This is a genomic window from Streptomyces sp. NPDC059477 (assembly GCF_042749375.1).
In the GTDB taxonomy this organism is placed as follows: Bacteria; Actinomycetota; Actinomycetes; order Streptomycetales; family Streptomycetaceae; genus Streptomyces.
Genome location: NZ_JBHYUG010000096.1, coordinates 1 through 12,919, shown reverse-complemented (window position 1 = coordinate 12,919; position 12,919 = coordinate 1). Strand labels below are relative to the sequence as shown.

The following is a 12,919-nucleotide window of genomic DNA, read 5'->3' as shown; positions in this document are numbered from 1 at the left end:
GCATCGCCCCTATGGGGCGCGCGCCTGAGGCCCACCTATAGACAGCCGTCCGGGCATCGCCCTATAGGGGCGCGGGGAACTGCGCGAGCAACCCACCACAACCCGCACCCGCCCACGGCGACAAGCCCACCCCCCCGAAGGCGCCACCACCCAAGCCGTACCCCACCCCCAACCCCGCCCCCACCCAGCCCCACCCCCAATCCCACGTACCCTTTCCCTCGTGGCACACCCCGTCGGCATTCCGGACGCGAAGGTCGCCCTCTCGACGGCCTCCGTCTACCCGGAGTCGACGGCGACGGCCTTCGAGATCGCCGCGCGCCTGGGCTACGACGGCGTCGAGGTCATGGTCTGGAACGACCCGGTCAGCCAGGACATCGAGGCCCTGCGCAGACTCAGCGACTACCACCAGGTCCCGATCCTCGCCGTGCACGCCCCCTGCCTGCTCATCACCCAGCGGGTCTGGTCCACCGACCCCTGGACCAAGCTCCAGCGCGCCCGCGCGGCGGCGGAGAAGCTCGGCGCGAGCACGGTCGTGGTCCACCCCCCGTTCCGCTGGCAGCGCCAGTACGCGCGTGACTTCGTCACCGGGATCTGGCGGATGGCGGACGAGACCGACGTACGCTTCGCCGTCGAGAACATGTACCCCTGGCGCTACCGCGACCGCGAGATGCTGGCGTACGCCCCCGAATGGGACGTCACCAAGGACGACTACCGGCACTACACGATCGACCTCAGCCACACGGCGACCGCCCGCGCGGACGCGCTCGACATGATCGACCGCATGGGCGACCGGCTCGGCCATGTCCACCTCGCCGACGGCCGCGGCTCCGCCAAGGACGAGCACCTGGTCCCCGGCCGCGGCACCCAGCCCTGCGCCGAACTGCTGGAGCGCCTCGCCCCGACCGGCTTCGACGGCCATGTGGTGATCGAGGTCAACACCCGCCGGGCCATGTCCAGCGCCGAACGCGAGGCCGACCTGGCCGAGGCCCTGGCCTTCACCCGCCTCCACCTGGCCTCGTCACTACGGGTGCCGCGCCGATGACCAGCCCCGACGCCGACCGCGACCTCGACGCCGACCGCGACCCCGGACCCGCCCCCCGATCCGGACCCGCCCCCGCCCCCTCCGACCCCTCTGCCACCCCCGCCCCGCCCCCTCGCCGCCGAGGCCGCCCCTCCCGTACGGACACCGCCGACGGCCCCGCCACCCGTGACCGCATCCTGGCGGCGGCCCGCGAGGAGTTCTCCGAACGCGGGTACGACAAGACATCGGTGCGCGGGATCGCCAAGGCGGCCGGGGTGGACCCGGCCCTCGTCCACCACTACTTCGGCACCAAGGAACAGGTTTTCGAGGCGGCCGTCGAGATCGTCGCCGCCCCGGCGCTCAGCGCCCCGGACGTGGTCGTCCAGGGCCCGCTGGACGGCGCCGGCGAGCGCCTGACCCGCTTCTTCTTCGGCGTCTGGGAGAACCCGGCCACCCGCAAGCCACTGCTGGCCGTCGTCCGCTCCGCCGTCAACAACGAGGCCGCCCGGACCGTCTTCAGCAGGCTCATCGCCGGCCAGCTGCTGCGCCGGATCGCCGACGAGGTCGCGCTGCCCGAGCCGGAACTCCGCGCCGAGCTGGCCGCCTCGCAGCTGGTGGGCATCGCGATGATCCGGTACGTGATCAAGGTCGAGCCGCTGGCCTCGGTGGATGTCGAACGGATCATCGAACGGGTGGCCCCGGTCGTACAGGGGCACCTCACCAACCCGTGGTGAGACATACATCCCGCATTCCGGACATGGGGTCCATCCCTTGGAGCACGGGCGTACGCTCTGAGGAGCCAGAAATCCGGCGGTTCCACACCACCGGAACTCTCCGAAGGAGCGAGCGACGATGCCCGAGCTGAGGTCCCGCACAGTCACCCACGGCCGCAACATGGCGGGCGCCCGCGCCCTTATGCGCGCCTCCGGTGTACCCGGTGCGGACATCGGCCGGAAGCCGATCATCGCGGTCGCCAACAGCTTCACCGAGTTCGTGCCCGGTCACACCCACCTCGCGCCGGTCGGCCGGATCGTCAGCGAGGCGATCGTCGCGGCCGGCGGCATCCCGCGCGAGTTCAACACGATCGCCGTGGACGACGGCATCGCGATGGGCCACGGCGGCATGCTGTACTCCCTGCCCTCCCGCGACCTGATCGCGGACAGCGTGGAGTACATGGTCGAGGCGCACTGCGCCGACGCCCTGGTCTGCATCTCCAACTGCGACAAGATCACCCCGGGCATGCTGAACGCCGCCCTGCGGCTGAACATCCCCACGGTCTTCGTCTCCGGCGGCCCCATGGAGTCCGGCCGCGCCACCCTCGTGGACGGCACGGTCCGCACGCTCGACCTGGTCGACGCGATGTCCGACGCCGTGAACGAGAACATCTCGGACGAGGACATCCTCCGTATCGAGGAGAACGCCTGTCCGACCTGCGGCTCCTGCTCCGGCATGTTCACCGCCAACTCGATGAACTGCCTGACCGAGGCCATCGGCCTGTCCCTGCCCGGCAACGGCTCGGTCCTCGCCACCCACACGGCCCGCAAGCAGCTCTACGTCGACGCCGCCCGCACGGTCATGGACGTGACCCGCCGCTACTACGAGCAGGACGACGAATCGGTCCTGCCCCGCAACGTCGCCACCTTCGCGGCCTTCGAGAACGCCATGGCCCTGGACATCGCCATGGGCGGCTCCACCAACACGATCCTGCATCTGCTGGCCGCCGCCCAGGAGGCCGAGGTGCCGTTCGGCCTGGCGGAGATCGACGCCGTGTCGCGGCGCGTGCCGTGCCTGGCGAAGGTGGCGCCGAACGTCGCCAAGGACCGTACGTACTACATGGAGGACGTGCACCGCGCGGGCGGCATCCCGGCGCTGCTCGGCGAACTGCACCGCGCGGGCCTGCTCAACGAGGACGTGCACGCCGTGCACAGCCCGTCCCTCGCCGACTGGCTCAAGACCTGGGACGTGCGCGGCGGCTCCCCGTCCCCCGAGGCCGTCGAGCTGTGGCACGCGGCCCCGGGCTGCGTGCGCTCCGCCGAGGCGTTCTCCCAGTCCGAGCGCTGGGCGGCGCTCGACGAGGACGGCGAGGGCGGCTGCATCCGCTCCGCCGAGCACGCGTACTCCCAGGACGGCGGCCTCGCCGTGCTCAAGGGGAACCTGGCGGTCGACGGCTGCGTTGTGAAGACAGCGGGCGTCGACGCGTCCATCTGGACCTTCGAGGGTCCCGCGGTGGTCTGCGAGTCGCAGGAGGCCGCCGTCGAGAAGATCCTGAGCAAGCAGATCAAGGAGGGCGATGTCGTCGTCATCCGGTACGAGGGCCCCAAGGGCGGGCCGGGCATGCAGGAGATGCTGTACCCGACGTCGTATCTGAAGGGCCGGGGCCTGGGCAAGGCGTGCGCGCTGGTCACCGACGGCCGCTTCTCCGGCGGCACCTCCGGCCTGTCCATCGGCCACGCCTCACCCGAGGCGGCCTCCGGCGGCACCATCGCCCTCGTCGAGGACGGCGACCGCATCCGCATCGACATCCCGAACCGCTCGATCGAGCTGCTGGTCGACGACACCGAACTGACCCGCCGCGAACAGGCCCTGGGCGGCGTGTACGCGCCCAAGAACCGCACCCGCAAGGTCTCCGCCGCCCTGCGTGCCTACGCGGCGATGGCCACCAGCGCCGACCGGGGCGCGGTCCGGGACGTCAGCAAGCTCGGCTGAGCCGGTGAGCCGAGCCCGGCCGGGGGCCGGCCGGTGAAAAGGGGCCGCACGTGACGGGTGCGGCCCCTTCCTCGTCCGTTCGGCGACGTTCGGCGACCTCCGGTACGTCACTCTCACCGACTCCGGGTACGCCACTCCCGTACCCGCGTAAGCCCGTACTACCCGCTTACCCCCGTACCCGCTTACCCCCGTACCCGCGTGCCCCCGGACCTGCGGTGACCTCTGCTGGACCACCGTCCCGGACACCACCGCGCGGATCCGCCTCACCACCGCTCGGGCTCGCCCCCGTCCACCGCGAACAGCACCCCGTCCGGGGCCGCCGCGAACACCTTCCCGTCGCTCACCACCGGCTCCGGCAGCCCCGACACCACCGACTCGCGTGCCGTGCCCGGCCGTGCCCCGGTCTGCCCCAGCAACTCGCCCCGCGCGGTGTCGAAGGCGACGACCCGCCCGTCCCCGGCGCTGAAGTACAGCCGCGCCCCGTCCACCACCGGCGCCGACGGAAAACTCACCGACGTCTCCACCCGCCACACCTGCGCCGACTCGCGCGCGTCCACCGCGACCAGCGCCCCGTCCGCACCGATCAGATACAACCGGTCGGCGTCCGCCACGACGCTCTGCGCGCCCGCGACCGGATAGCGCAGCGGGATCCGCCGCATCGCCCGCCCCTCCACGTCGTAGCGCACGACGGCGTCGGTGTCCGAGTACGCCTCCGCCGTCGACGTGAACCACAGCACCCCGTCCCGCGCGCCGACGAGGGTGAGCGTGCCGGTCAGCTCCTGCTGCCAGCGCGTGACCCCGGTCTCCGGGTCGACGGCGGTGACCAGCGTCCCGTCCGCCCCGTCGATCACTTCCGTGCCGACCGCGTACGCGCTCCCGTCCCCGTACGACTGGAACACCGGCCGGGTGAGCCCGTCGACCGTGCCCTCCCACTTCCGTTCCCCGGTGGCCGCGTCCAGCGCGGTGACCGTGGAGTCGTCGGCGGTGAGCAGCACGACCCCGCCCGCGTGCGCGATCCGCCCGCCGTAACCGGTCAGGTCGTGGATCCAGTTGGTGTCGCCGGTGGCCGGGTCCAGCGCCTCCAGCCGCCGCCCGCCGTCGGTGACGACATGCAGCAACCCGCCCGACAGGACCGGCGGCTCGACGACAACGTCACCGCTCTGCCCGGCGTCCGTCCCCGACGCGGCCCGCGTGTCGGCCCGCGACCAGCGCACCGACCCGTCGACGGGATCGACGGCGATGGCGAGCAGTCCCGGCCGGGTGCAGTACAGCGCGTCGGGCGCGTCCACGCACCGCGGCATCCCGGCGGCCCCGGCACCGTCCGCGCTCAGCTCGGCCTCCCAGGGCCGGAAGCCCTCGTCCTGCCCCGCCCGCCCGGGCCCGGCCGCCGCCGGGGCGGGCTCGTCCCCGGTCAGCGCGAGCCCCCCGGCCCCGAGCGCGACGACCACGGCCCCCGCCCCGACCCCCACCCACCACCGGCGCCGCACGCCCCCCGGCCCCCGCTGCCGTACGTCCTCCAGCCCCCGCCGTCGTACGCTCCGCAACCCCCGCCGCCGTACGCCCCTCAGCCCCCGCCCGGCGACGGGACCGTCCGCCGCGAGCACCCCGCGCCGATGGGTGGGCGCCTCGGAGGGACCGTCCTGCCACCCCCGCTGCTCCGGTATGAACGCCTGCGTGTCGTACGACGCCGACACCGACCGCAGCTCCGTCATCAACTCGTCGGGCGTCGGCCGGTCCTCGGGCTCCTTGGCCAGACAGCGCGCGACCAGGGGCGCGAGATCGTCCGGAACCCCTGTCAAGTCCGGCTCCTCGTGAACGACTTGATAGGCCACCAGATAAGGACTGTCCGAATCGAACGGCCCGCTGCCGGTCGCCGCGTGCACGATGACCGACCCGAGCGCGAAGACATCGGCGGCCGGTCCCACGTCCCGGGGCCTGCGGAACTGCTCCGGCGCCATGAAGGGCGGCGTCCCGATCAGTTTGCCGGTCTCGGTGCGCAGTTCGCTGTCCGAGGGCCGGGAGATCCCGAAGTCGATGACTTTCGGCCCGTCCTCGGCGAGCAGCACATTGCTGGGTTTGAGATCGCGGTGGACCACTCCGGCCCGGTGGATGTCCCGCAGCGCCTCGGCCAGCCCCGCCATCAGCTGGCGCAGCCGGGCGACGGGCAGCGCGCCGTTCCGCTTCACATGCTCGGCGAGGGTCGGACCGGGGATGAACAGCGTGGCCATCCAAGGCCGTCCGGCCTCGGGATCGGCGTCGACGACCGGCGCCGTGAACGCCCCGCTGACCTTCCGCGCCGCCCCGACCTCCTGCCTGAACCGTCCCCTGAACTCAGGGTCCTGGGCCAGCTCCGCATGAACGACCTTCACCGCGAGCTTCAACCCGGAGGCGGACCGGGCCAGATGCACGACCCCCATCCCACCGGAGCCCAACTCGCCCTCCAGCAGATACTGCCCGGCGTATTGCGGAGATTCCGCTTCCGCATCCGTGCCGGTGCTGCGCCATGGCGGCATCGCTCACCCCCGGATGCTCCTCCGCACGCACGACGCGCTGAGCCTAGTCGATGCCCCGTACGAAACCTCTGTGGCCTTGCTAGCCTCGGTGCGCCACATGATTTGGCGTGAAGCGTTCCTCATGAGCGTTCATCCAGGGGGAGATCGATATGGCCACCGAGAACATCGAGAACACTGAGAGCGCCGCGAGCGCCGCGAGCGCGGAGACCACGGAGGCGATCGCGACGGTCGAGAAGGCCGCGGCCACGGCCGAGGTGCCGGCCGAGGCGGAATCGGTCGCGGCGCTGGCGCGGGCCTACCCGGTCGCCCCGGGCGTCCGGCTGAACGTCCGCAGCGGCCCCGGCGTCCACTACCGCATCGTCCGCGTCCTCCCCGAGGGCGCCACCGTCCCGATCTACTGCCAGCGCCCCGGCGACTCCGTCGCGGGCCCGTACGGCACCTCGTCCATCTGGGACTGCATCGCCAACGCCCAGTACGTCTCCGACGCCTACGTGAACACGGGCAGCGACGGCTACGTGGCACCACGCTGCTCCTGACGTCAGGGGTCGGCTGCCGATTCCGCCACGGGCCACTGACCAGTTCGACACCCGCCATCGGCTAGGCGGTGCCCGGCGACCACGCGATCACCGGGCACCGGCCCGGACCTGGTCGGACCGCCCGGACCCGACCGGGGCCCGGACCCGACCGGCCCGGGCCGTATCGGCCGCATCCAAACCGACCGGCGACCGAACCCCACCCGGCGGTGATAATCGACGGGTGAGCGAGAAATCGAACGGCACCCCGGACCGGCCGACACCCCCCAAGGGAGCCTCCACGGCAACCCCGTCGGAACCGCTGTCGGCAACTCCGTCGGGAACCCCGACCGGCACCCCCACGGAGACCCCCACGGGCCCCCGCCCCGAGCCGATCCGTTTCTTCGGCACGACATGGGTCGACCACACCGACGGCTACCTCCTGCGCCGCGTCGGCGCCGCCGCCGGCTCCCTGGCCGCCGCCGTCGCCGCCTGCCTGGTCCTGCGCTTCGCCTACCAGGGCCTTCAGCTCGCCGACACCGGCAGCTTCGTCCCGCTCCTGGTCGTCGTGATGTTCGCGGTGTGCAGCGCGCTCGCGTTCCGTGGCACCTGGGAGAGCTTCACCCGGCGCCCCGACCCGGACCGCCAGTCCTCCCTGCGCGGCCTCCTGACCATCGGCTTCGTCGGCTCCCTCGTCGCCTACTTCTTCCGCTCCCTCATCGAGGCCCCCGGCGAGAAGCTCCACCGCCAGGAGTACGAGGAGTCCCGCCGCCGCCACGAGAAGCGCACGAACCGCCGCACCGGCAACCCCTCGAAGAAGCGCCGCCGCTCATAGACACCACCACCGGGGCACCCTCGGCCACCATGGCCGTATGACGACTCCTTCACCGGCGTCCGCCACCGCCCCCGCTGGCCTCCTCGCCCACTCCTTCAACTCCGCCGCCACCCAGTACGCCGCCAACCGCCCCTCCTACCCGCCCGCCCTCCTCGACGCGATCGAGGAACTGTCCGGCCGCCCCCTCACCGGCGCCCGCGCGGCGGACATCGGGGCCGGCACCGGCATAGCGACGGCACTCCTGCGCGAGCGCGGCGCCGACGTGATCGCCGTCGAGCCCGGCGAACGGATGGCCGCCGAGTTCCGCCGCGCCCTCCCCGACGTCCCTCTCGTCCGGGGCATCGGCGACCGGCTGCCCCTCGCCGACACCTCCGTCGACCTGGTCACCTACGCCCAGTCCTGGCACTGGACCGACCCCGCCCGCGCCCTGCCGGAGGCCCTGCGCGTACTGCGCCCCGGCGGCGCCCTCGCCCTGTGGTGGAACACCGACGCCCTCGACATCGACTGGATCGCCGAGCAGTCCACCCGCGTCCACCGCGTCTTCGCCAGGGACGCCGCCGCCGAACTGCGCCGCATCATCGGCCACACCACCCACGCGCCCACCGGCCCGGACTTCACCCGCCGCCGCGTCCGCTGGAGCCGCCGGGTCCCGCTCGACACTCACCTCGCCAACCTCGGCACCCACTCGGTCGTCCTGGTCGCCGACGAGCAGACCCGCACCACCTTCCTCACCCAGGAGCGCACCCACCTCCTCACCCATTTCCCGGACGGCGAGATCGAGGAGACCTACGACGTGGAACTCCTCCTGGCCATCCACCCCTGACGACTCCCGGCCATCCCCCTCACCGGACCCGGCGACCCACTCCAGGGCCGCCGGATTCCCCGCGCCCACCCCACCGCCCATCCACCCCCAGCCCTTGACGCTCCCCACCCCTCGGAGCATTATTCACCACGTGATGAATAAGACCCCGCCTCCGCCCCCACCAGACCCGCCCCCCAGCGCCCCCACGCCCCCGACCACTCCGGCCGTACGAGCCCAAAACCTCACCGTCGTCCGAGGCACCCACCCCGTCCTGCGCGACCTCGGCTTCACCGTCCCGCCCGGCCAGATCACCGGCCTGCTCGGCCCCTCCGGCTGCGGCAAATCCACCCTCATGCGGGCCGTCGTCGGCACCCAGGCCAAGGTCACCGGCACCCTCGACGTCCTGGGCCACCCCGCGGGCCACCCCACCCTCCGCAGCCGCATCGGTTACGTCACCCAGGCCCCCTCCGTCTACGACGACCTCACCGTCCGCCAGAACCTCGACTACTTCGCCGCCGTCCTCACCCCCGGCCGCGCCTTCGCCGCCCACCGCCGCGCCGACGTCACCCGCGCCATCGCCGACGTCGACCTCACCCGCCACGCCGACGCCCTCGCCGGCCATCTCTCCGGCGGCCAGCGCAGCCGCGTCTCCCTCGCCGTCGCCCTGCTCGGCACCCCCGAACTCCTCGTCCTGGACGAACCCACCGTCGGCCTCGACCCGGTCCTCCGCCGCGACCTGTGGAACCTCTTCCACTCCATCGCCGCCACCCGGGGCGCCACCCTCCTCATCTCCTCCCACGTCATGGACGAGGCCGAGCTCTGCCACCGCCTGCTCCTCATGCGCGAGGGCGAGATCCTCGCCGACGACACCCCCACCGCCCTGCGCACCCGCACCGGCAGCGACACCGTCGAACAAGCCTTCCTCCACCTGGTCGACGAGGCCGCCGCAGCAGCCCGTACGAAGGAGCGCACCGCATGAACACCGCCGACCCGACCCCACCCCCGACACCCACCCCCGCCACCCCGGCCGGGCTCGCCGCTCCCGGCACCCCGGCCACCTCGGTCGCCCCCGCCCCGACCACTCCGAGCACCCCGACCGGCGTCCTCACCTCCCGCACCCTCACCTCCTCCCGCACCCTCACCCCCTCCCGCACCCTCGCCACCGCCGCCCGCGTGCTCCGCCAGCTCCACCACGACCCGCGCACGATCGCGCTGCTGATCCTGATCCCGTGCGTGATGCTCTTCCTGCTGCGCTATGTCTTCGACGGCAGCCCACGCACCTTCGACAACATCGGCGCCTCCCTCCTCGGGATCTTCCCGCTGATCACGATGTTCCTGGTCACCTCCATCGCCACCCTGCGCGAACGCACCTCGGGCACCCTCGAACGCCTGCTCGCCATGCCCCTGGGCAAAGGCGACCTGATCGCCGGCTACGCCCTCGCCTTCGGCACCCTCGCGATCATCCAGTCCGCCCTGGCCACCGCCCTCGCCGTATGGGGCCTGGGTCTCGACGTGACGGGCTCCCCCTGGCTGCTCCTCCTGGTGGCCCTGCTCGACGCGCTCCTCGGCACGGCCCTCGGTCTCTTCGTCTCGGCCTTCGCGGCCTCCGAGTTCCAGGCGGTCCAGTTCATGCCGGCGGTGATCTTCCCCCAGCTCCTCCTCTGCGGCCTGTTCGCCCCCCGAGACCAGATGCACCCCGCCCTCGAAGCCATCTCCGACGTCCTCCCCATGTCCTATGCCGTCGACGGCATGAACGAAGTCCTCCAGCACAGCGACATGACCGCCGCCTTCCTCCGCGACGCCCTGATCGTCGCGGGCTGCGCCCTCCTGGTCCTGTGCCTGGGAGCAGCCACCCTCCGCCGCCGCACCACATGACCCCGGGGCGGCACGGGCGGACCAGGCAGACGGCCCCGACGGCCCACCGCCCACACCCAAGCCGCCGCCCACCCGCCGACGTCCGCCCACCGGACACCCCACCCGCCCCACACGACCGAGTGCCAGGATGAAAGCGGACGACGCAACCCCTGGAGGGCACCGCACCATGACCCAGAAAGTCGCAGTCCTAGGCACCGGCAAAATCGGCGAAGCCCTGCTCAGCGGCATGATCCGCGCGGGCTGGGCGCCCGGCGATCTCCTGGTCACCACCCGCCGCCCCGAGCGCGCCGAGGAACTCCGCGCCCGCCACGGAGTCACCCCCGTCACCAACGCCGAAGCCGCCAAGATCGCCGACACCCTGATCCTCACGGTCAAGCCGCAGGACATGGGCACCCTCCTCGACGAACTCGCCCCGCACATCCCGGCGGACCGTCTGATCATCAGCGGCGCCGCCGGCATCCCCACCTCCTTCTTCGAGGAGCGCCTGACCACCGGCACGCCCGTCGTCCGCGTCATGACGAACACCCCCGCCCTCGTCGACGAGGCCATGTCCGTCATCTCCCCGGGCACCCACGCCACCGCCGACCACCTCGCCACCGCCGAGGAGATCTTCGGCGCCGTCGGCAAGACCCTGCGCGTCCCCGAGTCCCAGCAGGACGCCTGCACGGCCCTCTCCGGCTCCGGCCCGGCCTACTTCTTCTACCTGGTCGAAGCCATGACCGACGCGGGCATCCTGCTCGGCCTGCCCCGCGACAAGGCCCACGACCTGATCGTCCAGTCCGCGATCGGCGCCGCCGTGATGCTCCGCGACAGCGGCGAACACCCCGTCAAGCTCCGCGAGAACGTCACCTCCCCCGCAGGTACCACCATCAACGCCATCCGCGAACTGGAGAGCCACGGCGTACGAGCCGCCCTCATCGCCGCCCTGGAAGCCGCCCGCGACCGCAGCCGCGAACTGGCCTCCGGCAACACCTGACACCCACGCGGACACCGGGCCCGTCACCCCGGGACGGGCCCCACCCCACGACCCGCACCGGCACGACACCCCTGCGCCGACTCCTACCGGGCCGCGTTCAGCACCCCCACCGCCGCGTCCGTCTCAGCCGGGTCCCCCGATGCTCCCGCCGCCGGAGGCAGCAGCCCGATCGCCCGATAGGCCGCGTCCACGGTCGGCCGCGCCATGGCCCGAGCCCGCTCCGCCCCATTTCGCAGCACCCCCTCCACATACGCAGGATCCGCGCACAACTCCTTGTGCCTGGCCTGTACGGGCCGCAGAACCTCCACCACCGCCTCCGCGGTGTCCTTCTTCAAAGCGCCGTACGACTCATATACACCGCTCAGCCCCTTCGGGTTCCCACCTGTGCACGCGGCGAGGATCTCCAGCAGATTCGCGACCCCCGGCTGGGCCTCCCTGTCGTACGCGACGTCCCGCCCACCGTCCGTCACGGCCCGCATCACCTTCTTGCGCACCACATCCGGCTCGTCCAGCAGATAGACGATCCCCGGCCCGGTGTCCTCGCTCTTCCCCATCTTCGAGACGGGGTCCTGAAGGTTCATGACCCGGGCCGCCACCGCCGGATGCGTCGCCCGTGGCACCACGAACGCGTGCCCGTACCGCTGGTTGAACCGCACCGCCAGATCCCGCGCCAGCTCCACATGCTGCGTCTGGTCGTCCCCCACCGGCACGTGATCCGCCCCGTACGCCAGGATGTCCGCCGCCATCAGCACCGGATACGTCAGCAGCGACAGCCGCACACTCCCACCCCGCGCCCGCTCCCGCGCGGCCTTCTCCTTGTACTGGATCATCCGCCGCATCTCGCCGTCCGTCGCCACGCACTCCAGCAGATACGACAGCCGCGCATGCTCATCCACATGGCTCTGTACGAACACGGTGCACAGCCGCGGATCCAGCCCCGCCGCGAGCAGCAGCGTCGCCGCCTGCCGGCTCAGCCTGCGCACCCGCGCTGGATCGTGGTCCACGGTCAGGGCGTGCAGATCCACGATGCAGAACAAGGCGTCCGCCTCGTGCTGATCCACGGCGGCCCACTGCCGCATGGCCCCCAGATAGTTCCCCAGCGTCAGATGCCCGGTCGGCTTGACCCCGCTGAAAACCCGCTTCATCTCTCCACCTCCTGCTCAGGACCGCCGCACCCACCGGCCGGCCCCGCAGAAGGGAGAAACAAGAACGGCCGCCGAGTCGGCGGCCGTTGAATGCATACGTGACTCCGGCCGCCGTCAGGCGGCCCACCAGAGCTGGGAACACGTACGCGTCGTCATGTCGACCACAGTACGCCTCCGGGGTGTCGTCCGGACGAGAGTTGACACCCGACATGCCGATACGTAATGTTCTCCGGGCTGTCCAGCGTGAGCGCCGATCCAGGTCGGTCCCCGGACAGCCATTCCGCAAGTCCCCACCACTCTCGGTGAACAGCCGGGCAGTCCTCTGTCCGCCTGCCCGCCGTATTGCTGGCATGGGAATTTGCGAAATGAGGAATCCTCGTTCGAAAGGACGCGGCGCCCCCGATTAGGTCGGGAGCCAGGAATCCGCTAAAGTCTCACTCGTCGGAACGGCCGCAGGGCCGGGAAGACAAACCCCGCTGACTGGGGGTCAGGTCGAGAAAAGGATCTGATAGAGTCGGAGACACCGAAGGGAAG

At 71.9% G+C, this 12,919-nt stretch carries 11 protein-coding genes; 9 read left to right on the top strand and 2 right to left on the bottom strand.

Going from position 1 to position 12,919, the window contains the following annotated elements:
- The first annotated feature begins 220 nt into the window (after positions 1-220).
- The 3 genes from ACFXAZ_RS32595 (at position 221) to ilvD (ending at position 3,727) form a co-directional block, all read left to right on the top strand.
- The gene (locus tag ACFXAZ_RS32595; protein ID WP_384598471.1) at positions 221-1,042 is read left to right on the top strand and encodes a sugar phosphate isomerase/epimerase family protein; all 822 of its coding nucleotides are present in this window, start codon (positions 221-223) and stop codon (positions 1,040-1,042) included.
- Positions 1,039-1,755, top strand: a complete 717-nt coding sequence (locus ACFXAZ_RS32590) for a TetR family transcriptional regulator (RefSeq protein WP_384598469.1) — start codon at positions 1,039-1,041, stop codon at positions 1,753-1,755. The genes ACFXAZ_RS32595 and ACFXAZ_RS32590 overlap by 4 nt, the downstream gene beginning before the upstream one ends.
- Positions 1,756-1,873: 118 nt before the next feature.
- Positions 1,874-3,727, top strand: a complete 1,854-nt coding sequence (gene ilvD, locus ACFXAZ_RS32585) for a dihydroxy-acid dehydratase (RefSeq protein ID WP_384598467.1) — start codon at positions 1,874-1,876, stop codon at positions 3,725-3,727.
- A gap of 263 nt (positions 3,728-3,990) precedes the next feature.
- Here ilvD and ACFXAZ_RS32580 read toward each other — a convergent pair whose 3' ends face one another.
- A complete protein-coding gene (locus ACFXAZ_RS32580) occupies positions 3,991-6,240 on the bottom strand; it encodes a serine/threonine-protein kinase (protein WP_384598465.1) in 2,250 nt (749 codons plus the stop codon).
- A gap of 149 nt (positions 6,241-6,389) precedes the next feature.
- Here ACFXAZ_RS32580 and ACFXAZ_RS32575 point away from each other — a divergent pair, with 149 nt between their 5' ends.
- From ACFXAZ_RS32575 to proC, 6 genes are all read left to right on the top strand, one after another.
- Positions 6,390-6,776: a peptidase gene (locus ACFXAZ_RS32575; protein ID WP_384598463.1), complete on the top strand. Its 387-nt coding sequence runs from the start codon at positions 6,390-6,392 to the stop codon at positions 6,774-6,776.
- 298 nt (positions 6,777-7,074) lie between these two features.
- Positions 7,075-7,587: an EamA/RhaT family transporter gene (locus tag ACFXAZ_RS32570; protein ID WP_384598509.1), complete on the top strand. Its 513-nt coding sequence runs from the start codon at positions 7,075-7,077 to the stop codon at positions 7,585-7,587.
- Between the two features lie 37 nt (positions 7,588-7,624).
- On the top strand, positions 7,625-8,410 hold the full coding sequence (locus tag ACFXAZ_RS32565) for a class I SAM-dependent methyltransferase (protein ID WP_384598461.1): 786 nt from the start codon (positions 7,625-7,627) through the stop codon (positions 8,408-8,410).
- Positions 8,411-8,543: 133 nt separating this feature from the next.
- Positions 8,544-9,368, top strand: a complete 825-nt coding sequence (locus tag ACFXAZ_RS32560) for an ABC transporter ATP-binding protein (RefSeq protein WP_384598507.1) — start codon at positions 8,544-8,546, stop codon at positions 9,366-9,368.
- Positions 9,365-10,264, top strand: coding sequence for an ABC transporter permease (locus ACFXAZ_RS32555; RefSeq protein ID WP_384598459.1), 900 nt, complete (start codon positions 9,365-9,367; stop codon positions 10,262-10,264). Before ACFXAZ_RS32560 ends, ACFXAZ_RS32555 begins: the two co-directional genes overlap by 4 nt.
- Before the next feature lie 166 nt (positions 10,265-10,430).
- Positions 10,431-11,240 (top strand): pyrroline-5-carboxylate reductase, encoded by an 810-nt coding sequence (proC, locus tag ACFXAZ_RS32550; protein WP_384598457.1) that lies wholly within the window; start codon positions 10,431-10,433, stop codon positions 11,238-11,240.
- Positions 11,241-11,323: 83 nt separating this feature from the next.
- Here proC and trpS read toward each other — a convergent pair whose 3' ends face one another.
- Positions 11,324-12,385: a tryptophan--tRNA ligase gene (gene trpS / locus ACFXAZ_RS32545; RefSeq protein ID WP_384598455.1), complete on the bottom strand. Its 1,062-nt coding sequence runs from the start codon at positions 12,383-12,385 to the stop codon at positions 11,324-11,326.
- Positions 12,386-12,919: the final 534 nt, after the last annotated feature.

What these genes read in the sequence shown, in the direction of transcription:
- ACFXAZ_RS32560 (WP_384598507.1), top strand. Translation starts at nt 8,544, where the DNA reads ATGAATAAGACCCCGCCTCCGCCCCCACCAGACCCGCCCCCCAGCGCC.
- ACFXAZ_RS32580 (WP_384598465.1), bottom strand. Translation starts at nt 6,240, where the DNA reads ATGCCGCCATGGCGCAGCACCGGCACGGATGCGGAAGCGGAATCTCCG.
- ilvD (WP_384598467.1), top strand. Translation starts at nt 1,874, where the DNA reads ATGCCCGAGCTGAGGTCCCGCACAGTCACCCACGGCCGCAACATGGCG.
- ACFXAZ_RS32565 (WP_384598461.1), top strand. Translation starts at nt 7,625, where the DNA reads ATGACGACTCCTTCACCGGCGTCCGCCACCGCCCCCGCTGGCCTCCTC.
- trpS (WP_384598455.1), bottom strand. Translation starts at nt 12,385, where the DNA reads ATGAAGCGGGTTTTCAGCGGGGTCAAGCCGACCGGGCATCTGACGCTG.
- ACFXAZ_RS32590 (WP_384598469.1), top strand. Translation starts at nt 1,039, where the DNA reads ATGACCAGCCCCGACGCCGACCGCGACCTCGACGCCGACCGCGACCCC.
- proC (WP_384598457.1), top strand. Translation starts at nt 10,431, where the DNA reads ATGACCCAGAAAGTCGCAGTCCTAGGCACCGGCAAAATCGGCGAAGCC.
- ACFXAZ_RS32555 (WP_384598459.1), top strand. Translation starts at nt 9,365, where the DNA reads ATGAACACCGCCGACCCGACCCCACCCCCGACACCCACCCCCGCCACC.
- ACFXAZ_RS32575 (WP_384598463.1), top strand. Translation starts at nt 6,390, where the DNA reads ATGGCCACCGAGAACATCGAGAACACTGAGAGCGCCGCGAGCGCCGCG.